At 63.4% G+C, this 20,387-nt stretch carries 18 protein-coding genes, 1 tRNA gene and 3 pseudogenes; 4 read left to right on the forward strand and 18 right to left on the reverse strand.

Annotated elements, in window-relative coordinates; translation table 11 throughout:
• Positions 1-54: 54 nt before the first annotated feature.
• Positions 55-3,084: a TonB-dependent receptor domain-containing protein gene (locus BR78_RS0114400; RefSeq protein WP_025587552.1), complete on the forward strand. Its 3,030-nt coding sequence runs from the start codon at positions 55-57 to the stop codon at positions 3,082-3,084.
• Between the two features lie 49 nt (positions 3,085-3,133).
• On the opposite strand, the gene BR78_RS0114405 is transcribed toward BR78_RS0114400, so the two are convergent.
• The 8 genes from BR78_RS0114405 to BR78_RS0114440 all read right to left on the reverse strand — a co-directional run bounded on the left by BR78_RS0114405 (position 3,134) and on the right by BR78_RS0114440 (position 10,475).
• Positions 3,134-3,925, reverse strand: coding sequence for a LytR/AlgR family response regulator transcription factor (locus BR78_RS0114405; RefSeq protein WP_025587550.1), 792 nt, complete (start codon positions 3,923-3,925; stop codon positions 3,134-3,136).
• Positions 3,922-5,046 (reverse strand): sensor histidine kinase, encoded by a 1,125-nt coding sequence (locus tag BR78_RS0114410; protein ID WP_025587548.1) that lies wholly within the window; start codon positions 5,044-5,046, stop codon positions 3,922-3,924. The genes BR78_RS0114405 and BR78_RS0114410 overlap by 4 nt, the downstream gene beginning before the upstream one ends.
• A gap of 42 nt (positions 5,047-5,088) precedes the next feature.
• A complete protein-coding gene (locus BR78_RS0114415) occupies positions 5,089-5,538 on the reverse strand; it encodes a helix-turn-helix domain-containing protein (protein ID WP_025587546.1) in 450 nt (149 codons plus the stop codon).
• Positions 5,539-5,638: 100 nt separating this feature from the next.
• On the reverse strand, positions 5,639-5,962 hold the full coding sequence (locus BR78_RS0114420; RefSeq protein WP_025587544.1) for a DUF3325 family protein: 324 nt from the start codon (positions 5,960-5,962) through the stop codon (positions 5,639-5,641).
• Positions 5,959-7,458: a PepSY-associated TM helix domain-containing protein gene (locus tag BR78_RS0114425; RefSeq protein ID WP_025587542.1), complete on the reverse strand. Its 1,500-nt coding sequence runs from the start codon at positions 7,456-7,458 to the stop codon at positions 5,959-5,961. The genes BR78_RS0114420 and BR78_RS0114425 overlap by 4 nt, the downstream gene beginning before the upstream one ends.
• Entirely contained in the window at positions 7,455-7,775 is a 321-nt protein-coding gene (locus BR78_RS0114430) for a DUF3649 domain-containing protein (protein ID WP_025587540.1), read from the reverse strand. Before BR78_RS0114430 ends, BR78_RS0114425 begins: the two co-directional genes overlap by 4 nt.
• A gap of 5 nt (positions 7,776-7,780) precedes the next feature.
• Positions 7,781-9,901, reverse strand: a complete 2,121-nt coding sequence (locus BR78_RS0114435) for a TonB-dependent siderophore receptor (protein ID WP_025587538.1) — start codon at positions 9,899-9,901, stop codon at positions 7,781-7,783.
• Positions 9,902-10,052: 151 nt separating this feature from the next.
• Complete coding sequence (locus BR78_RS0114440) at positions 10,053-10,475, reverse strand: hypothetical protein (RefSeq protein ID WP_025587536.1); 423 nt, start codon at positions 10,473-10,475, stop codon at positions 10,053-10,055.
• Between the two features lie 252 nt (positions 10,476-10,727).
• On the opposite strand from BR78_RS0114440, the pseudogene BR78_RS21790 reads away from it, so the two are divergent.
• A pseudogene (locus BR78_RS21790) lies at positions 10,728-10,898 on the forward strand (helix-turn-helix transcriptional regulator); the annotation flags it as partial.
• Positions 10,899-10,930: 32 nt separating this feature from the next.
• On the opposite strand, the gene BR78_RS21025 reads toward BR78_RS21790, so the two are convergent.
• From BR78_RS21025 to BR78_RS0114480, 10 genes and pseudogenes are all read right to left on the reverse strand, one after another.
• Entirely contained in the window at positions 10,931-11,494 is a 564-nt protein-coding gene (locus BR78_RS21025; RefSeq protein WP_025587534.1) for an NUDIX domain-containing protein, read from the reverse strand.
• Positions 11,484-13,211: a B12-binding domain-containing radical SAM protein gene (locus tag BR78_RS0114455; protein ID WP_025587533.1), complete on the reverse strand. Its 1,728-nt coding sequence runs from the start codon at positions 13,209-13,211 to the stop codon at positions 11,484-11,486. The genes BR78_RS21025 and BR78_RS0114455 overlap by 11 nt, the downstream gene beginning before the upstream one ends.
• Before the next feature lie 54 nt (positions 13,212-13,265).
• On the reverse strand, positions 13,266-14,093 hold the full coding sequence (gene surE, locus BR78_RS0114460; protein ID WP_025587531.1) for a 5'/3'-nucleotidase SurE: 828 nt from the start codon (positions 14,091-14,093) through the stop codon (positions 13,266-13,268).
• Between the two features lie 128 nt (positions 14,094-14,221).
• Positions 14,222-14,818 carry a GntR family transcriptional regulator gene (locus BR78_RS0114465; RefSeq protein ID WP_197021383.1) on the reverse strand — a complete coding sequence of 199 codons (597 nt, stop codon included), beginning with the start codon at positions 14,816-14,818 and terminating at the stop codon, positions 14,222-14,224.
• Between the two features lie 404 nt (positions 14,819-15,222).
• Positions 15,223-16,209 (reverse strand): helix-turn-helix domain-containing protein, encoded by a 987-nt coding sequence (locus BR78_RS0114470; RefSeq protein ID WP_025587746.1) that lies wholly within the window; start codon positions 16,207-16,209, stop codon positions 15,223-15,225.
• Positions 16,206-17,036, reverse strand: coding sequence for a HipA domain-containing protein (locus BR78_RS0114475; protein ID WP_156022331.1), 831 nt, complete (start codon positions 17,034-17,036; stop codon positions 16,206-16,208). The genes BR78_RS0114470 and BR78_RS0114475 overlap by 4 nt, the downstream gene beginning before the upstream one ends.
• Before the next feature lie 57 nt (positions 17,037-17,093).
• A pseudogene (locus tag BR78_RS22385) lies at positions 17,094-17,417 on the reverse strand (HipA N-terminal domain-containing protein); the annotation flags it as partial.
• Between the two features lie 338 nt (positions 17,418-17,755).
• A pseudogene (locus BR78_RS22200) lies at positions 17,756-17,968 on the reverse strand (tyrosine-type recombinase/integrase); the annotation flags it as partial.
• The gene (locus BR78_RS21800) at positions 17,865-18,140 is read right to left on the reverse strand and encodes an Arm DNA-binding domain-containing protein (protein ID WP_331280247.1); all 276 of its coding nucleotides are present in this window, start codon (positions 18,138-18,140) and stop codon (positions 17,865-17,867) included. The pseudogene BR78_RS22200 and the gene BR78_RS21800, both read right to left, overlap by 104 nt.
• Before the next feature lie 183 nt (positions 18,141-18,323).
• A tRNA-Leu gene (locus BR78_RS0114480) sits at positions 18,324-18,410 on the reverse strand.
• A gap of 140 nt (positions 18,411-18,550) precedes the next feature.
• On the opposite strand from BR78_RS0114480, the gene BR78_RS0114485 reads away from it, so the two are divergent.
• Positions 18,551-19,489 (forward strand): complex I NDUFA9 subunit family protein, encoded by a 939-nt coding sequence (locus BR78_RS0114485; RefSeq protein WP_029936809.1) that lies wholly within the window; start codon positions 18,551-18,553, stop codon positions 19,487-19,489.
• A 64-nt stretch (positions 19,490-19,553) separates the two neighbouring features.
• Positions 19,554-20,354, forward strand: coding sequence for an undecaprenyl-diphosphate phosphatase (locus BR78_RS0114490; RefSeq protein ID WP_029936810.1), 801 nt, complete (start codon positions 19,554-19,556; stop codon positions 20,352-20,354).
• The last annotated feature ends 33 nt before the right edge of the window (positions 20,355-20,387 follow it).

The following is a 20,387-nucleotide window of genomic DNA, read 5'->3' on the forward strand; positions in this document are numbered from 1 at the left end:
AATGCCCCGGACCTCCTCCTCTAGTCGGTCGATAATCAAAAAGGGGCCAATTTCATGATCATCACCACACGTACGCGCCTGCTCGCCACCGCGATCTCGTTGTTCGCCGTGGCTGCACCGGCACTCGCCCAGGACAATGCCGCTGCCGATCCCGCCGTCCAGGACGCGGGCCAGGAAGAAGACGAGATCGTCGTCACCGGTTCGATGCTGCGGCAATCCGATACCGCGACGCCGTCACCCGTCACGGTCGTCACCGCCGAAACGCTCGATCAGCGCGGGCTCAACACCGTGCAGGACGCCGTGCAGCAACTGTCGTCGAACAACGGTCCGGCGCTCACCAATTCGTTCACCGCGAACGGCGCATTCGCCGGCGGCGCCTCCGCAGTCTCGTTGCGCGGCCTTTCGACCAGCTCGACGCTGGTGCTGTTCGACGGGCTGCGCGCGGCCTATTTCCCGCTCGCCGACGACGGATCGCGCAACTTCGTCGATCTCAACACGATCCCCGACGACATCGTCGATCGCGTCGAAGTGCTCCGTGACGGTGCCTCCTCCAGCTACGGCGCCGACGCGATCGCGGGCGTGGTCAACATCATCACCAGGCGCGAGTTCCGGGGCGTGGCCGGGCGCGTCGAGGCGGGCATCGCCGAGACCGGAATCGGTGCGAACCAGCGGCTGACGCTCACTGCGGGCACCGGCGATCTCGATACCAACGGCTACAACGCCTATCTCAGCGGCTTCTATCTCCGCAGCGAGGCGGTCTATAACAAGGACCTCCGCGCGCCGTTCAATTCGGACGATCTCCGCGGCATCTGCAGCGATCGCACCGGCGCGCTGCAATGCGGCCCGAACAACATGATGAACGGGCTCGACGGCGATAACCAGTTCCCGAATCTCGGCTTCGTGATCGGCACGTCGACTTTCTTCGTCCGCCCTTATGACGCCGCGAACGCCAACGCGCTGGGCCGATACCAGATCCTGAACCCGACCGCCGGCTGCCGCGTCGGCACCTCTTACAGCCCCACCGCCGCCGAGCTCACGGGGAGCAACAACGGCTCGGTGCCGACGCGGCTCTGCCAGCAGGACACCACCAACGCCTATGCGCCGGTCACGCCCAATATCGAGCGGTTCGGCGCCTCGGCGCGCTTCACCGCCAAGATCGGCGACAGTGCCGAGGCCTATGCATTGTTCAATTTCCAGCAGAGCACGACCAACTTCACCGGCGGTCCCGCCGCGATACGCGCCAATGCCAATACCGGCATCCGCTATCCGCGTTTCTCGACGGCGACCAACGCCGGCGCGGTCGCACCGGGTTCGTTCGCATTGTCGCTCCCGATCTATGTCTGTCCGCAGGGCGTCGGATCGGCGAACGGGCTGAATACCGGGTGCACCGCCGCCAATGGCGTGCTCAATCCGAACAACCCGTTCGCGGCGCAGGGCCAGGTGGCACGGCTGGTGGGAACGCTGGCGGACACGCGGACCTTCAACGAGACGCGCAGCCGCGTCTATCGCGCCGCCTTCGGGATCAACGGGTCGATCTTCGACGACTGGACCTATCGCTTCGACGCCACCGCGATGCACACCGACCTGCGGCTGCGCACCGACGGCTTCGTCTATATCCAGCATCTGCTCGATGCGATCGCGCAGGGCACCTACAACTTCGTCAATCCCGAGCGGAACAGCGCCGCGATACGCGATTATCTCTCGCCCGAGAACATCACGCACGACAGCTCGGACCTGTACCAGGCGCAGCTGACCGTCACGAAGAAGCTGTTCGATCTGCCCGGCGGCCCGCTCCAGCTCGGCTTCGGCGGGTCGATCTTCTACGAGGCAGTCGACGCACCGAGCGCGAACGACGACTATAATGGCCCCACCCAGCGCTACTTCACGCTCAATGCGTTCGGCACCAAGGGCCATCGCACGGTGACTTCGGCCTTTGCCGAGATCAACGCGCCGATCGTCGACATGCTCGAAGTCAACGCGTCAGGCCGCTACGATCATTATTCGAGCGGGCAGAGCGCCTTCTCACCCAAGATCGGCGCCAAGTTCACGCCGATCCGCGAAGTCGCCTTGCGCGGCACCTATTCGCGCGGCTTCCGCATCCCGAGCTTCGGCGAGGCGAATGCACTGCCGACGACCGGATTCGTCTCGCAATCGGTGTCCAACATCCCTGCGGCGTTCCTCGCGCAATACGGCGCCAATTGCCGGCCCGACAATGCGGCGGGGTGCCCGGGTTATATCACGGTCTATGCCATCGGCCTGACCACGCTGGCATCGCCTGACCTCAAGCCCGAAAAGTCGCGCAGCTTCACCGCCGGCTTGCTGTTCGAACCGATCCGCAACCTCACTTTGACGGTCGATTACTTCAACATCCGCAAGACCGGCGCGATCACCGCGCCCTCGTCTGATCCGGCGATCTCGGCTTATTATGCCGGCACACCGATCCCGGCGGGCTATAACGTCATCGTCGACGCGCCCGATCCGAACCACCCCACTGCCAAGCCGCGCATCGCCTTCGTCGAATCGCAGCTGATCAACGCCAACACGATCAAATCCGAAGGCGTGGATTTCGGAGTCAATTTCACGCACGATTTCGGCGGGTTCCGCTGGACCAGCAATCTCGACGCCAGCCTGATCCTCGAGCTCAGCACGACCTTTCCCGACGGCAGCAAGGAGACCTATGTCGACACGCTCGGCAACTTCAACCTGACCGCCGGCTCGGGCACCTTCCGCTGGCGCGGCACCTGGCAGAACACGGTCGAGACCGGTCCGCTGATGCTGACCGGCACGGTCAATTACGTCGGTGGCTACGATCTGTCGGCGATGGATCAGGGCACCGACTATCACGATTGCGGGCTCGCGCCCGATTATGTCGGCTGCCGCGTCAAGCGCTACGTCACGGTGGACCTGAACGCGACGATCAAGGTCACCGACAATTTCAGCTTCTACATGAACGCGATCAACCTGTTCGATGCCATGCCGGGGGTCGATCCGGTCACCTATGGCGCGTTCAACTACAACGCCGTCCAGGTCGGCAACAACATCCTCGGTCGGCAATATCGCGCCGGGGCCAAGTTCCGCTTCTGACACGCGGGCCGGTGAAACAGAGGCGGCGGATTTCGACCCCGCCGCCTTTTCATGCGTGCTCGCGCAGCATGTCGCGCAGACGTCTGGCATAGACGCGCCCCGTCGCGATCCGGGTGCCGTCGCGCAGGATCACGTCGCGCCGGCCGGTGGGCGTCTGACGGACCTGCGCGATCGCGGCGACGCGCACCAATGCGGCACGGTGGACGCGGACGAACTTCGCCGAATCGATTCGCTCCGACAGCGCCTTGATCGAGAGCCGCAGCAGATGCGATCCCGAAGGCGTGTGCAGCCGGACATAATCGTCTTCGCTGCTGACCCAATCGACCTGATCGAGCGCGACATGGATCAGGCTTCCGCTGACCCCGCGGATCCACAATTCGGTCTCGTAAGGAGCCGGCCCGCCGGAATGGAATTCGGCGCGCAGATCGGCGATGATCCGGCGCATTTCCTCGATCTCGCGCGACGAGCCGTCGGCCGACAGGCGCTCGCGCGCCCGGCCGATCGCCTCTTGCAACCGCGCGGCCTCGATGGGCTTGAGGATATAGTCCACCGCCGACACTTCGAAGGCACGGATCGCGAAATGATCGAAGGCAGTGGTGAAGATCACCGCCGGGGTCATATCGGGCGGCAATTGCTCGAGAATCTCGAAGCCGGTGCCGTCGCGGAGCCGGATGTCGAGCAGGACGATATCGGGCCGCAGCTCGATTATGGCGTGGACGGCCTCGCGGCACGACGCCGCCGATCCGACCAGCCGGACCCCGGGCAGCCCCTTGAGCAATATCTCGAGCCGCCGCAGCGCCAGTGGCTCATCGTCGACGATCAGGATGCGATCGTCGCTCATCGCGCAAAGGCCAGCGGCATCGTCACCCGCGCCTCGAACCAGCCGCGCCCCGGCGTCAGCGTCAGGCTCTGCGCATCGCCGAAATATTCGGCGAGCCGCTGGCGGACATTGGCAGTGCCGATCCCTTCGGGGCCGGTGGCCCTGCGTTCGATCTCGGGGTTGCCCGAATCGACCACGAGGATCGACAGGCTCTCGCCGATGCATTCCGCGGTGATCGAAAGCCGCGTCGGCGGGCGTGACTTCGCGATGCCATGCTTGACGGCATTCTCGACCAGCGGCTGGATGATCAATGCGGGCACCGCCGCTCGCCGCAATTCCTCGGGCAACAGGATTTCGACCGCGAGATCGGGATACCGCATCTGCTCGATCGCGAGATAGCGCCGGTGCAGCTCGAATTCCTGTTCGAGCGGAACATCGACCAGCGGATCGATCGCCAGCGTCGATCGGAAGAAGGTCGAGAGCCGCGCGAGCATCCGTTCGGCCTCGGCACCGCGACCATCGAGGATCAGCGCCGAGATCGAGTTGAGGCTGTTGAACAGGAAATGCGGGTTGATCTGGTTCGACAGCGCCCTGAGCTTGGCGACATGCGCCATGCCGCGCAGTTCGGCCGAGCGCTGCGCCTCGTGCCGCGCATCGAAATTATATTCGATCGCGAGATAGAGCCCGGTCCACGCGATGAAGAACCAGGTCCACATCGACAGCACGTACATCGCATCGTTCCAGTCGACGACGACCAGCCGCGCCGTCCGGCCGTACAGCGCGGCAAAGGCGAAATAATTGGCCCAGGCATAGGCCTCCGCCAGGAAAGGCGCGACCGCCGACACCGCGATCGCACGCGTCCGGAACGAACGATGCGAGAGCCTGCGCAACAGGCGATGGAGGCCATAGCAGATGGCGATGCCGCATGCCGACATGGCGATCCGGAGCAAAGCCGCCTCGAAGGCCATGTGACTGCGCTGTAGGATCGTTCCCAGCGTGAACAGCGCGACACTCGCGCCCCACATGCTGAGCGTGAGCGCCAGCTTGGCCCGAATCTCGGCGCGCGCCTGCGGTCGCGAATCGGGGCCCACTTCATCGACAAGGAAGAATTCGCGTCGCGCGGCCGGATCGAAAGCATCCACCGCGCCTTGATCGCAAAAGCCTGCGGGCCTGTCGACTGACGCTCAGCCGCTCAAAATCGACGTTCGGCGTCCAGGCAGGACGGTGCTGCGTGCCGCCGTCCAACAGGCCGAGGCATCGCGCGGCGTTCCGATCCATAACGCAGTCGATCCGCGGACGTCGGGCTCGACCCGTAATACCAGTCCCCAGCGGCGGCGTGCCTCGATAGGATCGCACGCGCCGATGCCCGCGAATTTGCGACGGACGCGATAGGTGATCACGTCGAGCGAAGCGATGCTCGCTCCCGCATCGGCAAGCGCCTCGGCGATGTCGCGATGCGCGGCCCGCCCGCGCCGGATCAGGAGCGCCATCAGCGCGGTTTCCGCGGGCGAAAGCCGGAGCGGCACGCCGTGGCGAAAGATCTCCGGCGGCTCGGTGGTCAGCGCCAACGCGCCGCGCCACAGCATCGCCGGATTTTCCTCCACGAGAAACGAGGCAAGGCCGTGCTCGATCATGTTGCGACGCTAGCGTCGATTCTTCCGTGCGTTCGAGCGCGCCGCTGCCCAACGATCCGGCAGAATAGCTCAACGAAATTGCGACGTTCGCGCCGGATTGTCAGCCGCTCGAGGCGAGCCCCGCGAGAACAAGAAGGGCGGCAAGCAACGCTGCCACCTGCGCCCAACGGACACCGAAGGTCAGACCGAGCAGCACGATCCCGCCCGCTACCGGCGCCAGCCCGACCCATGCGAGCAAACGCATCGGCCAGTCCGCCGACCCGAGCGCCACGACCAGCGATGCAAGGACGAGGGGCCACCCTGCAACCCGCAGCCGATCGCCGTACGCCGCGGCCCGCCATTGTGCCGGCAGCAACTGGGCATGGCGGCTCATGCTCGCCGCCAATGCGAACAGGCCGAGATACAGCAGGCCGGCGAAGATCATGCCGCCGCGCTTGCGCGCGATCGGCGCGGTGCCACGGGCGCGCGCAACGTACGGATCTGCCGGATCACGATCAGTGACAGCGCAGCCGCGGTCGCAAGGAGCACCAGGTCCATGCCCCATTGTGCGAAACCCGAGATACCGAGGCCGAGCACGGCTGCACCTACGCAACCCGCCGCCAGCGATCCCAGCAACGCCGGCCAGGCGAGCGCCGGGCGCAGCGCGGCACCTGCAATGACTGCAATCCCCGCGCTCCACAAAGCGATCGATATTTCGGTATCGGCGCGCGCTTCCACGCCGAGCGGCAACAGGCGATTTGCCCAGAGATAGGCGACACCGCCCAGCAATACGCCGCCGATCACGCCGGCGTTCAATCGCTCGAGGATGCGGTTGCCCAGCGAGAGCGGTGCCCGTTCACGCCGCTTGACCACCCACAGAACCAGCCCGCTCGCGATGGTCAGAGTCAGCATCGCGCCGCCGAGGAAATAGAGCCAGCGCAGCAGCCCGGGCGCAAAGCGGGCCATGTGGAGGCCATAGACCACGTTGTAGGTCTTGAGCGCCGGGCGCGTCTCGGTCCAGTCGGACAGCACTTCCCCGGTCGCGCCGTCGAAGCTGATCTCGCCGGGCGTGGAGGCGATCTGGCCGGCATCGCTGCGGAACACCGTCACTACCGCCGCCGCGTCGCCCGGATTGACGACATAGACTCGCCCGATCGCAGCTCCGCCGAAGCGGCGCCCGGCTTCGCGCAGCATCGGCGCGATCGGGGCGAGAGGCGCCTTCTTCTCCGCCAAAGGCCGGTTCACCGTACCTGGAGTGAACGCCTGGTACATCGTCGCGAGGTCGTCGCCGTAATTGGCAGTCATCGCCCATGGCATGTTGAGCGACGCCAGCGTCACCAGCCCGGTAAAGGTGATCATCAGGTGGAAGGGCAGCGACATCACTCCGAGCGCGTTGTGACCGTCCAGCCACGAGCGCTGGCCCTTGGCGGGGCGGAAGGTGAAGAAGTCGCGGAAGATGCGGCGATGCGCGATGATGCCGGTGATCAGCGCCACCAGCATCATCAGTGCCGCCAGCGAGGCGAGCAGCCGCCCCCAAGGATAAGGAAGCTGTAGCTCGAAATGCAGGCGATAGAAGAACTCGCCGCCCATCGTCTCGCGCGCCACCGGCGCTCCGGTAATTGGATCGAGCGCGCGGTAGAGATAGACGCCGCCGCTGTCATAGGCGGCCTCGACGGTGTTCATCCGGCCGTCCGGCGCAGTCAGATACCAGCCGGCGGCATCCTTCGCGTTCTTGCTCAGCCAGTCGGTCGCCGCGGCGATTGCGTCGGCCGGGGCCGCGATGGCGGTGGCCTCGGGGCGCATCCAGCGGCCGATCTCGGGCTTGAAAACGCTCAGCGTGCCGGCGAGGCACATGAGGAAGAGGACATGCCCGAGCAGCAGGCCAGTCCAGCCGTGAAGCCACGCCATGACCTGACGGGCGCCCTCGCGAACCGCGCTCATGCCGGTGGACCCGCAAGCCAGGCGATGGCGGCGAACAGCGCGGCCAGGGCGGTCACGCCCGCCCAGGCGCGCCACGGCCCACGGGCGAGGAAGGCCCAGATCATCACCGCGGGAATGACGAGAAACGCCAGCAAGGTGGCCGGCACGATCGCGTCAAGCCGACCCATCGGCAATATGCGGGCGGCCGCGGCGGCAAACAACGCCGCGACCGCATAAGCCCCCACGGTACCGGCGAGCGCGCGGGCCGCGACATTGGCCCGGTACCGCCAGTTCCGCCGATCCGGTGCCGTCCCGGATCCTGCCCGCGCCCCGTTCATTGCGCTCAGTAAGCGAAGCTGAGGGAGAAGTTCGCGCTGCGCGGCGCGGCATGGAATGCCTGACCCCACATCAGGCTCGCGAGATACTTCTCATTGCCGACATTGCGGACATTGACCTTGGCCCGCACCCGATCGAGCAGCCGGATGCTCGCCATCAGATCGACCACCGCATAGCTGTCCTGCGATACGATCACGTCGCCGGTGACGACGCCTGCATTCTGCACCCCGGCGTCGGCATAGCTGATCTCGTTCTGCCAGCGCAGCTGCGCGCCGAGCTTCAGGTCGTTGAATTGCGGCACGGTGTAGGTGGTCGCGAGCTTGAGCGATCGGGTCGGCAGCCAGGTCCGCGCCTTGTTGCCGGCCTGATCCTCGATTTTGAGGCCGGTATAGCCGCCGCTCAGCGTCCAGTTCGGCGTGACGCGTCCGGCGATTTCGAGCTCGAAACCCTTCGAAGTCGTGTCCACGCCCTCATAATAGCTGTCGCCATTGGGCAGCACGCCGAGGAACGAGGCGAGCCCGGTCTGCTTCGCGCGGAACAGCGACGCGGTGGCGTAAAGCCGGCCGCCGAACCAGTTGCTCTTGATGCCGCCTTCGATGCTGGTGCCCTTGGCCGGATCGAGCTTGGCGTGGTTGATGTCGATCTCGCTCTGCGGATTGAAGATGCCGGTATAGCTCGCATAGAGCGAGAAATGCGGGGTCACGTCATAGACCGCGCCGACATAGGGGCTGACGCCGCTTTCCTTGCGCGACTGATCGGTGCCGTAGGAGATGCCGGTCGATTTGATCCACATCGCGCTGGCGCCGACCACGGCCTTGAGGTCGTCCGTGAAATTGAGGTGCGCGGCGCCGTAAGCGCGGGTCAGCCGATCGCTGTAATCGGCGGCGAGATATTCGCCGGGATAGGTCGGCTCGGCTACCTGCAGCTTCCCCCAGTCCGGCACCGCCGGATAATCGATCAGATCGCCGGAGAAATTCTCCCATTCGAGCGCGTCCGAGCGCGCGGTCGAAACGCCGAAGGCGAGTTGGTGCTCGCGGCCGAACAGCCGGACCGGACCCGATGCGTAGAAATCGGCGAGATACTGATCGTAGGTGGAGGGATAGATGCCCGACATGCCGCTCACGCCGAGCCCGGTCGCCTTGTCGGGGTAATTATAGGCGTAGAGCAGCTTCGAAAGCTCTTCGAAGCGCTTGTAGGTCAGCACGCCCTTGGCCGACCAGCCGCCGCCGATCTGGTAGTTGAGCTCGGCGAAGACACTTTGATCGGTGACGTTCCAGAAGGTCCAGTCGGCCGAGGTCGAGGCCGAAACCGGATAGTCGATCCGCGTGCCGTCCGTATAGGTCAGCGGCAGCGCCCCCCATAGCACGCCGTCGGCCCTGTTCTCCTGTCGCGAATAGCCGACCGTGGCAGTGAGATCGGGCGTGACCTTCCAGCTGACCAGCGCACCGAACACGTTCCGGTCGACATGGTTGTAGTCGAGATACGAATCGCGGTCCTCATGCGCGAAGATCGTCCGCGCGGAGACGGTGTCGGTGATCGGCCCCGAAGCATCGGCCTCGAATCTTTTCTGATTCCACGAGCCGAACTGCGCCGAAGCGCTGGCCGTGAGCGTGTCGGTGGGGCGCTTGCGGACATAGTTGATGGTCGCGGACGGATTGCCCACCCCGCTCATGATCGCATTGGCGCCGCGGATCGCCTCGACACTGTCGAACAAGGCGGTGTCGAGGTCACCGAACTGGATGCCCCAGATCAGTGGCAGGCCGATGCCATCGACCTGGAAGTTGGTGATGTCGAAGCCGCGCGAATTGAAATAGGTCCGGTCGGTCTCGACCTTCTCGACATTGATGCCGACGACTTGCTCGAGCAGATCATTGACATTGTTGAGCGCGAAATCATCGATCCGCTGACGATCGACGATCGTCACCGATTGCGGCGTCTCGCGAGGCGATAGCGTGAGCCCGGTCGCGGAACTCGACTGCGTCGCCACCGATCCGGTAACGACGATCTCCGCCTTGTCCCGAGACTGCGCATTTTCATCCGCAACCGGATCTGCGGCCGCGAATGCGGGGCTGGCAGGCATGACGAGCAACACGCCCGAGAGGAGCGCATGGCGGAAAAGCGACGTCATTCTGGTTTCCCCCTAGGTATGCGACGACAGCCACCTAGGCAAACAGATATTGCGAGTCAAACGCATTAGCATTTACGGATGGGATCCACGAGGTTGGACGGCAAGCCGTTCGCTGTTCTGCGAGTAAGGGGCGCGACGCCCGGTGGCCGGTTCAGTCGGCCTTCTTGCTACCTGCGCATTTGCTCAGGAAATATTGGCGCTTCAGATCGACTGCCTCCTGGCGCATGGTTTCGAGCCGGCGCTGATCGTCGAGTGCGCGCTGCCGGTCGTCCAGCGCCAATTGCCTGAGTGCGAGTTCCTGATCGGAGGCGGCGGGCGCGCTCTGCCCTGTCGTCGGCGCCGCGCCTCCCTCTCGCAATGCACGCCGCTTGCTCGCCGTGGCAATCCGTTCGGTCGCGATCTGCACCTGTTCCTCGTAGAAAGCGGTCACCGCCGCGCTCCGCCTTTTCGCTTCTGCCGCAAAGACCGGAAGGACGGACCCCCGCTCGCAGCGCTCGATCGCCGCATCGAGCGCCGGGAAATCCACCGATTCGACAATTTGAGGCGTGACGACCGCCAGAACGAGGAAGAGCATGCGGCGCGCCTTATCCGATATGGCACTTGCGCGCGAGATCGGGCCCGAAAAGCTCAGGTCTGATCCTACTTGGCAAGCTCGCTTCGTTCTTCAGTGACCACCTCACCCGACCGAGTGAGGACCGACAACCTCCCCGACGGACTGCCAGGAGATTTCGCGCATCAGAGGGTTACCGGATTGGGAGGCCTCTTAAAATGGCAGCAGAATCAAGGCGTTGTGGCGGAGCGGGAGGAATCCCATAATCTCCTATAGACCGTCCTCGAACGCACCGGCCTCAGCCGCTCGACCATGTACCGCAAGATGCAGAACGGCACCTTTCCGAGGAATGTGCAGATCAGCACGCGCTGCGCCGTCTGGCGCGAATCCGCCGTCAGCGCGTGGCTGCGCAATCCAATGTTCTATTCGGCCGAGAGCGGCGAATGAGCCGGCGCCGAGCCCTGACGTGACACCGGCCCTCAGCCGATCGGGGCTAACCGTTCGTGAGCCGCTTTCTGCAGAACCCGCAGCTGCGCAAGCCAGATACAGCCGCGGTTCCGGAGATCCGGGATACGGTCTTCCTCGATCAGGCGCTCCACCTCATCGAAGCGCAGCTCCGCCCGGCCGATAAACTCTTCGTCCGCATCGCAGATCGCCCCGGCAGCAGGCACCAGGCCAGTGGCGAGGAAGTAGTAGTTGCGGCCCGTCATATGGACGCTGTTGACGTGCGAGCTCATCAGTTCGAACGAGGTTGCCGTCAGGCAAGCCTCCTCGAAGAGCTCGCGCGCTGCCGCCTCAATGGGGGTTTCGCCCGGGTTGATCGCGCCGGACGGCACTTCATAGGTGGTGCCAAAAAGGTGGCGGCTCTGCTCGACCAGTACGATCTTTCCGTCGTCGGTGAGCGGGACGACCAACACGCCGTCACTGCTTTCCTCGACGACCTCACGCTCAACATGGCCGCCGGGGACGGCTACCGTATCAACGCGGACATTCACGAAACGGCCCTCATAGACCGATTCGCTGCTCAAAAGCTCATGCGGCATCCACCATTTCCCTGCTCATGCCCATCACCGCTTCCTGCAGTCGGGGATTCTTGCCAATCACCCCGCTACCTACCAGCTTGGCTACTTCGTCCACCAGCTTCGAACGCCGAGCGACCAGTTCGTCGGTGATGTCGCTCAAACCGGCAGATGCATCTTCGGCAAGTCTCTTCGTTACCGATTCGACGAAGTCCATCTCCAGCTCCCGGAAGCGGAACAGGCAATCTTCGACTCTGCGCGACGCGGGGCTGGGCGCCCCGCCTGGCCCGAGCAAAAGAGTCTGGGAGGCGACCTCCCCCTTCAATCCGAACATAAGTACGTACATGTCTTCGACCCAGCGATCGGCGACCTCGGCGACACGCTGAACGCGCGCGTCCTCGAAGGTGGCTTTGAAAAACACGAGATCGTCCGTGCTTTCCTGAAGCAGGCCCTTTTGCTGCGCTAGCTTGAGATATGGCGACCCGGCCTGAACCCGAAGCACGCTAAGCGGATTGGTGATTTTCCGGTACATCCCGGTCCGCCGAAGGAACGAAATATTCTCCTGCAGCTCGACAATACTCATCGCAGGATCGATCGGGATGTAGCCCGCGACGACATCGATCTCCAGCTCATGCAGGATTTCCAGCGCCTTGTAGTTGCCCTCCACGCTCACCTGCTTTCCATAGCGCCGGAGCTGGCTCGGCGATCCGGACTCCATCCCGATGAAAACCCGTTCGAGACCGGCATCGCGCAGCTCCACCATGATCTGTCGCAACCGCCGATTACGCTCCAGCAACTCGCCCTCATTGAGGCGCTCGCCCTTGATGCTCGCCCGCTCGCGCCAGATATGATCCGCCCGCGTGGAGATGGAGAAGCGGACGTTCAGCCGTGCCTCCTTGATCAACCGCGCGATCACGGCCGTGCGTTCCGGATCGCCACCGAAGTCGTCGTCCGTGAAGCTCACAGCATGGATGCCGCGTCGTTCGAGTTCGACGAGATCCGCGACGACGCTCTCCGGTGGAATTCCGCCGTCGAACCCACCGCCGTGCAAATCACGGATCGAACAGAAGGTGCAATTGAAGTCGCAACCCCGGGATCCCTCCGCCCAGACCATACCTCCGAGCGCCTTGTGCACGCGCTCGGAGGTAATACGGGCAGGCAGGAACCGCCTGGCCAGATCCAGGCGCCGGCCCGGCGTATTGACGACGCCTCCGTCGTCCTTTCGGAACGCAACGCCAGGAACGCTCGACAGCGTGCGCTCTCCGCGAACAAAGTCCACCAGACCCGACATCGCATTCTCGCCTTCACGCACCACCAGGACGGTGTCCGGGAATTCATCGAGCAAAGCTCGGGTCGCGAACGTCGGCACCACGCCTCCAAGAACCAGCGCGGGCCCCGTTCCATCTGCGTAGCGCAATGGCTGCAACGCCCGCATGAGATCGCGCAACTGATCGAGAGCGCCGATTTTCACTGAGATGCCTACGATGCTGGGCCTCGTCCTGAGGACGAGACTCGCCACCTCGAAAACGCTCGGGTCGAGCTGAAGATCGACGTGGTCGACTTGAACCGACCTCCCATAGGTGCCGATCAGATGTCCGGCGATGGCTTCCGGACCGAGGGACTCGCTGATCGCGCCTCCATGTTTCGCAGAGAAAGTGGAGATGAACAGAACGCCCGTCGGACGATTTGCGTCGTGATACAGATACTCCGGATCGGCTTGGTCGTGCGATGTGAAAAGCATCGGGCTCTCCTCTTCGGACACGCACGATCCCGTCCGCTGAGGAGGTCTCAGCGGCTAAGGGGTACGTGCTCTGGTTTCGGGCGCGCTACGCCGGGGCTTGGCCTTGCTCGGCGGACCGAGCGCGTAGCTGCCGAGGCGTTCAGCGACGCCATGGTCGGTCAAATCAGTGAGAAGGGGCGTGACAGAGACGTAAGCGTCGTGCAGCGCCGCAACGTCCGTCCCTGCGGTCTCTGGAAGCGGCATGGCCTCGTGAAAGCACATCCAGAAATAGACGCCGCCGCGGGGGGCCGTCCGCCGTTCGACCTTGGCGCAGGATTGCTCATGAAAGCCCTGCCGCGTAATCGCGATACCGGCCACGTCCTTGCTGCGGCACGCGGGAAAGTTGATGTTCATTACGCTGCTGGCCGGAAGCGGCTCGCTCAAAAGCTGGGTGATCAAATCTGCAGCGAGATTGGTGCTGGAAGACCAGTCCTCCTGATAGCCGTATTCGAAACTGCCGATCGCCTGGCTAAGCGCCATCGAGCGGACGCCCAAGGCAGCCCCCTGCACTGCGGCGGCAACCGTTCCCGAGAGCCCAAGGTCTTCGCCGACATTCTGGCCGCGATTGATCCCTGACAGAATCAGATCTGGTCGCCCCTCAGCCATCAGGTCAAGAACGGCGATCCGCACGCAATCGGTCGGCGTCCCAGCCACGGAGAATCTGTGTTCCCCACGTTCCCGAACGCGAACCGGCATCGAGAGCGTGAGTGCGCGACTTGCGCCGGATTGCTCTTGGTCGGGCGCGACGGTCCAGACGTCATCCGAGAGCGTAGCCGCGACCCGCTCGAGCAGCCGGAGGCCCGGAGCCTCAAAGCCATCGTCGTTGGTCAGCAGGATACGCACTGGGAACTCTCCACACGGCCGTAGACCATGAGGTGCTCACCAGCAGCGTGCCGGCACATCGCACCTTCAGCGGGTAAGGCTATGGGTTTTCGGGGATACACAAAGCTTATTCGCCGGATATTTGGCCGCTATATGATGGGTATCTCGCCGGGCGACCGATACAGGGCTCTTACGATGTGCCCCGCGGCGCGTTTGCGCCGCGTGTGATATCTGCCGATTATCCTGCGAATGACGGCGCTGTCCTTGCTCTCCAAGGCGGCACGCAATGCGGTGACCTCTTCGCCGACTTGCGACAGCACCTCTTGCTCCGCAAGACGAACGGGCGCGAAGCGCGCGTTCGCCCAGCGCATCGCAAGTGCATGCTCACGACTTCCTGAACGCTGGGCAATTCGCGAGAATAAAGCCGCCGTGAGGGATGACGAGTCGCCGGGATAGGAGGGGAGCGGTTGTTCGTCTCGAGCCTCTCCCGCGCGGCGGCGTAAAGACGCGAGGAGCAGGTCGACATTCCAATCATAGAGGTCGTTGAGGCCGGGCTCATCTATGTGCGGCACATGAAAGCCCTCGCTGACGCCGAAAGCGACCAGACCTTGGCCGATCAGGATGTGCAGAGCGTCTCGAACCGGAGTCACGCTGCTGCCAAATTCTGCCGCAAACTGGGCAGGATCGATCCGGTCACCAGGCTTGATGGCGCGGTGTGTCAAACGCTCTCGCAACGCATCGTACACTCTTCCTGAAGTCGGGCCTGATGTCATTGTGGTACGAACTCCTGCTGGCGTCATTACAAGCGCTTGCAGATGATCATTAACGCGACGACCAAGTCCAGATTACGACGGCGGCCAAGCTATCAGTTGGCATGAGATGCAAGAACGGTTGCGGCACGGCCGATTGTTCTTCCAGACCTCAACGGGATCGCGCGGAGCGAGCGACGGCCAGACGAAAGCTGGGCGGTGGCCACCCGCCACCAACTCTGATCATGCCTGCCTTTTGAATCAGATTCCAAAAGCTGGTGGGAGCGAAGGAAGCAGCGCTTCCTCGAAGAGGAAAGGGCGCCGGTTGCCCAGCGTTCGGTCGATACCCAAGCTCTCCAGTATTTTCGCCCTTACGGCGTGGTCACTGGTGGCGCACCTCGCTATCGCAAATCTTCTACGGTCTGGCGGAAGTCGGAGATCTGCCCCTTGATCAGTGCCTCGGGCGGCTCGAAGCCGTCGAACCGTTCGTAGAGCGGCAACAGGGTTTGCATCACGACACGCTCTAGGTCCCGATCGATTCCGTCGACGCTTGTGACGATGTTGAGATCGACCTGGTCCGATCTTGCGCGCAAACCCTCCTCAAGCGTGAGCGCCAGCCCAGGTTTCGCCCAAGCGAGAAGCTCTCGGCCGGCAAGGCCGGTATAGCGCGCGAAGAAACGGATTTTGGCGGTGCCGCTCGCGCCCACCTGCTGAGCGAGCCAGGCCGCATGATACAGCACCTCGGCGGTCCGCCGGATTGGAAGGCTGAGATCGAAGAACGTGCCGGCTTCGAGATCCCGCCCATCTTCCTGATAGCCGCGCTGGAGATATGCCGTCCCATCGCGCGCGATTTGCCAGAAGTCGCTATGCGCGGAATCGTTGAAGTGACGATCTGCGTCTGGCCGGCCGAGCCAGCATTCCAGCAACCCGTCATGGAAGGTAGGCTTGATCGACTCCTTGGTCGGCACCCAGAACGGTGACCACCCCGACGTCTTGGGCGCACGGGACAGAATGTCCTTCAAGCGGGCCAGTGTCGGAAGCTGCTCGACGCTCTCGATCGAATAGGCTTGCTCGCTGTGCCCGAGCGGTTGCCGGGAGGGGTGATCGTCGTCGAGGCGCTCGACCAGTTCCCGGAACCGGTTTCGCGCATCGTGGATGAACGACTGCAAACTGTCGGCGCGCCCTGGCTGCACGAATAGGCCAAGCGCATCGAGAATGGCGATCACGCGTTCGAACCGAAGATTGATCTCGCCCTGTTCGAACGAGACAACGGTTTGTCGGCTGACGCCGGCAAGCGCTGCTAATCCCGCTTGGGTCAGCCCTTCCCGCGTGCGGCGCCGCTTCGCCTCATCGACTACGGCACGCCAGTCTATCGGCCACTCGGTCATGCGAATATCCTTCCGGCATTTTCCCGGATGATCTCCCGATATCCGATACGAAAATCGTCGGGCTGGACCCGCGCAGAAAATTCGAGCGTCTTGGCACCTGCAAAGGCCTTGGCGAGCGTATCGAGCGAGCGCTTGATCTCGGGCACAGGCAATCCGATCGCCGTCCCGAGCGCCTCGACCAGCGCGCGATCGAGCGTATCGAAGGCGCGCTTCGCGCCGCCGATCTCGAGCGCGGCGTTTCGCTCATAGTCTGGGTAGACGAGCGTATTGATCAGGTCATAGGCGGGGCTCAGGCGCAAACCCTCAGGTGTTTCCAAGAGCGAGAAATTCTTCAGATGGGCGTCGGCATTGCCGAGGACCAGATTGAAGACGACCAGCCGGAAATAGCGGGCGAGGTCGATGCGTGCCCGTGCCGAGAATCGGGTGATGACGGTGGCGGCTTCCTCATAGGACGAGTGGTACTTGCCATCGAATTCACGGCCACGCGGTTTGCCAAGTATCTGCGCGAAGTCTTCCAGCCGGAGCTTCTCGTCGCCCGCCCGATCGAAGCGCTCGACGAGGAGCGCCAGACCTTCGATCCCTGCCAGGACCGCAGGTTTCGCCTTGGTGATTTCCGCTTCGCCCAGGATTTCGCGTCCAAGCTCCAGCGAGAGATTCTCGTTCTGGACGAGGGTCGGCAGATCGTCGCGATTGAATTTCGCGATATGCGTCGCGGGATCGCTGGTCCTGATGCAAGGCTCGAAGCCCTTGTCGCCGCAAAAGGCGAGCAGCTTTTTCTGCACACCGGAAAGCGTCCGCCCCGGTAGTGCTGCCGCTTCCTCGATCACATTCGGTTCGGCTGGTGCTACGAGCCGCCCTCCATCCGGCTCGAGGATGCCCACAGCGCCGATGCAATCTGCGCCGTAGTTCAGCAGCAGCCCGAAATCGTCCTGCGCCGCGGTGCCGCCTGCTCGGGCTTGGCGTCCCCGCAGCCACCCTTCCGGGCCTAGATGCTCAAAGAAGGGAATGAGGCCATTACGATAATAATGATCGCGCTGGGTGACAGGTAGTGCGCAGGCGATCGTTTCCGTCCAGCCTTCGTTGTAAACAAACCGAGTGTCCGCCCCGAGCTCACTTAGCGCGCCAGCGGGAACACCCTTATAGGTTACGATGGCCGTGCGGTCGGGGATGTTGCGCTTCCTTGTCGTTGTTCGCGACGGAAATGGCAGATGTAGGCAAAAATGTCAATAAATGTCGACATTACGCACATTGCCAACACCACAAGCGATCTACGTCGACATGCCCTACTATGCCCAGCTATATCGATAAAGTCGGCATAATTGGCAAATTTGCCAATGTATGCCGACAAATGGTAGGCCCGCTCGCCCCGTTCGCATAAAGTTAGACATCCTGGATCTCACGCGCAGAGGCCAACCGCCATTTTCAAGCGAGCCTGCGGCTTCCCCCTGCCAGCACCCTAAAGTTCCGAGTTCATCAACGCGCGCAGCGGATGCCGATATGCGCGAAATCGCATAAAGCCCACTTATGCAATTTGGCGCATAAAGCACTAAGGCCTCCCGGGACGCACCGCCTCCGGCACACCGTCACGCAATTGGTCGAGATAGTCACTCCACCATTGGTGCATGGCAACTCGCTCGTCCCAATAAGCGCCACGATTATAGGTGCCGCGGACGGCATCTTTGTCCGCATGGGCAAGCGAACGCTCGATCGCGTCGGGGCTCCACTTCCCGCTTTCGTTCAAAAGCGTCGACGCGGTGGATGTACTTCACGCGCCACAGCTTCGAGCCGCTGGGATGCACCTCAATGTAGAGGCCACCTTCGTCAGATTTTCTGTAAATGCGGTCGGTCGCCTTGAGGGCGCGGATCTGCAGGTCTTTCAAAGCCATCAGCCTAACTCCCGATTCAATCGGTTCCGTTCGGATGGCGTCCATGATTCCCAGTCGAAATGGCCCATGGGGCCATCATTTAATCGGGGCCATTTTTTGCCCCGATCATGGCCCATATGGCCCTGGTATCGACTGGAACCTGCTCGGATCGTCTTAGACAGAACCGAGGAAAAAATGGCAGATTTCTGCCGTTTTTTCGATGGTTTGGGATACCCCGAGACAGGTATCTGGTGCCCAGAAGAGGACTCGAACCTCCACGGCCTTGCGACCGCCAGCACCTGAAGCTGGTGCGTCTACCAATTCCGCCATCTGGGCACGGGGTAGGCGGCGCGCTCTAGGGGAGGGTCGAGGGGCTGTCAACCGCGGCGCATGGCGAATTCAACGGTTTGCGCGGGTTGCCGTTTTCGTGGTCACGCGGCATGGGGGCAGCTCGCTACGAGGCTCGAGAGGCAGGCATGAAGGACAGGCTGGTAACGCTGATCGGCGGCGGCGGATTTCTGGGCCGCTACGTTGCGCAGGAACTTTACCGCGCCGGCGTACGGGTCCGGATCGCGCAGAAGCGGCCGCGCGATGCATGGTTTCTCAAACCGCTGGGCGGGCTGGGCCAGACCCAGTTCGCCACGGTCGACGTCACGGCACCCGATTCGATTGCCCGCGCGATCGAAGGATCCGATTTCGTCGTCAATCTGGCGGGCACGTTCGGCGCCAGGATGCGCGCGGTGCATGTCGACGGCGCACGCGACGTCGCCGCGGCCGCGCAACGCGGCGGCGTCGAGGCACTGGTTCATATTTCTGCGCTGGGCGCCGCCATGGATTCGCCCTCGGCTTACGGCCGTACCAAGGCCGAAGGCGAGCGCTCGGTGCTCGATGCGTTTCCTGCCGCGACGATTCTGCGGCCCTCGATCCTGTTCGGGCGCGAGGATGCGTTCGTGAACCGCTTCGCCGGACTGATTGCAAACGCGCCGATCGTTCCGGTCTTGCGGCCCACCGTGAAGTTCCAGCCCGCTTATGTCGCCGATGTCGCGCAAGCGGTGGTGAAGGCCCTGGCCCATCCCGCTGCACATGGCGGCCATGTCTATGAGCTGGGCGGACCCGATATAGTGACCATGGCCGAGCTCCATCGCTGGATTGCAGGTGCGATCGGACGCGAAGCGCATTTCGTCGAATTGCCCGATGCATTGGGCGGCCTCGTCGCCTCGGTCGGCGTGTTGCCGGGTGCGCCGATCACTCGGGACCAATGGCGCATGCTTCAGCGCGACAACGTCGTGACCACGGGCGCGGAAGGCTTCGAGAAATTCGGCCTGACCCCGACGCCTCTGGCCTCGGTCGCGCCGGGGTGGCTGGTCCGTTTCCGCCGCCATGGCCGATTCGGCCAGCTGGGCGAAGCCGCCTGAAATCTTGTCCGATAAAGCCGCCGGCGTGGTGCCGGCCGGCGCGTGATCGAGAGGCCCCTCTCCTATGACCGAACTTCTCGTCGCGATCCTGCTCGGCATCGTCGAAGGCGTCACTGAATTCCTGCCCGTCTCCTCGACCGGCCATCTGATTCTCGCGAGCGAGCTGATGGGCTATGACGCGGCGCAATGGGCGGTGTTCAACATCGCCATCCAGCCCGGCGCGATCCTCGCGATCGTCGTGCTCTATTGGCGGACGTTCCTCGCGGTGACCAAGGGATTGCTGCGCTGGGAGGCCGCTTCGGTGGCGTTCGTCCGCAACCTGCTCATCGCGTTCTTCCCTGCGGTGGTGCTAGGGCTCGCATTCGGCGACCAGATCGAGGCGCTGCTCGAAAATGCCGTGGTCGTCGCCTGGGCACTGATCGCCGGGGGTATCGCGATCCTTGTGATCGAACGCCTCGTGCATACCGAGAATGTGCTTGGCATCGCGGGAGTATCGACCATGCAGTCGATCAAGATCGGCCTCGTGCAATGCCTCGCCATGATCCCCGGCGTCAGCCGTTCGGGCGCGACGATCATGGGGGCGATGGCGCTCGGCATCGATCGTCGGACCGCCGCCGATTTCAGCTTCTTCCTCGCGCTCCCGACGCTCACCGGTGCCACGGTGTTGCAGCTCTACAAGCACCGCGACGCCATCACGGCGGACAGTCTCGGGCTGATCGCGGTCGGCTTCGTCGTCTCCTTCGTCGTGGCACTGGCAGTCGTGAAAGCGTTCCTCGCGATCGTCACGAAGCACGGATTCGCGCCCTTTGCCTGGTATCGCATCGTTGCCGGAGCAGCGGCGCTGGTCTGGCTCGGGATGCGATAGGGCCGATACGGCCCATTATTTCTGCGTAATAAT

The organism is Sphingomonas sp. UNC305MFCol5.2 (genome assembly GCF_000712135.1).
In the GTDB taxonomy this organism is placed as follows: domain Bacteria; phylum Pseudomonadota; class Alphaproteobacteria; order Sphingomonadales; family Sphingomonadaceae; genus Sphingomonas.

Excerpts from the sequence above, each read along its gene's own strand:
- BR78_RS0114455 (WP_025587533.1), bottom strand. The coding sequence starts at position 13,211 with ATGCTTTTCACATCGCACGACCAAGCCGATCCGGAGTATCTGTATCAC.
- BR78_RS0114405 (WP_025587550.1), bottom strand. The coding sequence starts at position 3,925 with ATGAGCGACGATCGCATCCTGATCGTCGACGATGAGCCACTGGCGCTG.
- BR78_RS0114435 (WP_025587538.1), bottom strand. The coding sequence starts at position 9,901 with ATGACGTCGCTTTTCCGCCATGCGCTCCTCTCGGGCGTGTTGCTCGTC.
- BR78_RS0114490 (WP_029936810.1), top strand. The coding sequence starts at position 19,554 with ATGACCGAACTTCTCGTCGCGATCCTGCTCGGCATCGTCGAAGGCGTC.
- BR78_RS0114400 (WP_025587552.1), top strand. The coding sequence starts at position 55 with ATGATCATCACCACACGTACGCGCCTGCTCGCCACCGCGATCTCGTTG.
- BR78_RS0114420 (WP_025587544.1), bottom strand. The coding sequence starts at position 5,962 with ATGATCTTCGCCGGCCTGCTGTATCTCGGCCTGTTCGCATTGGCGGCG.
- BR78_RS0114470 (WP_025587746.1), bottom strand. The coding sequence starts at position 16,209 with ATGACCGAGTGGCCGATAGACTGGCGTGCCGTAGTCGATGAGGCGAAG.
- BR78_RS0114430 (WP_025587540.1), bottom strand. The coding sequence starts at position 7,775 with ATGAACGGGGCGCGGGCAGGATCCGGGACGGCACCGGATCGGCGGAAC.
- BR78_RS21800 (WP_331280247.1), bottom strand. The coding sequence starts at position 18,140 with ATGGACGCCATCCGAACGGAACCGATTGAATCGGGAGTTAGGCTGATG.
- BR78_RS0114440 (WP_025587536.1), bottom strand. The coding sequence starts at position 10,475 with ATGCTCTTCCTCGTTCTGGCGGTCGTCACGCCTCAAATTGTCGAATCG.
- BR78_RS0114485 (WP_029936809.1), top strand. The coding sequence starts at position 18,551 with ATGAAGGACAGGCTGGTAACGCTGATCGGCGGCGGCGGATTTCTGGGC.
- BR78_RS0114415 (WP_025587546.1), bottom strand. The coding sequence starts at position 5,538 with ATGATCGAGCACGGCCTTGCCTCGTTTCTCGTGGAGGAAAATCCGGCG.
- BR78_RS21025 (WP_025587534.1), bottom strand. The coding sequence starts at position 11,494 with ATGCCGCATGAGCTTTTGAGCAGCGAATCGGTCTATGAGGGCCGTTTC.
- BR78_RS0114425 (WP_025587542.1), bottom strand. The coding sequence starts at position 7,458 with ATGAGCGCGGTTCGCGAGGGCGCCCGTCAGGTCATGGCGTGGCTTCAC.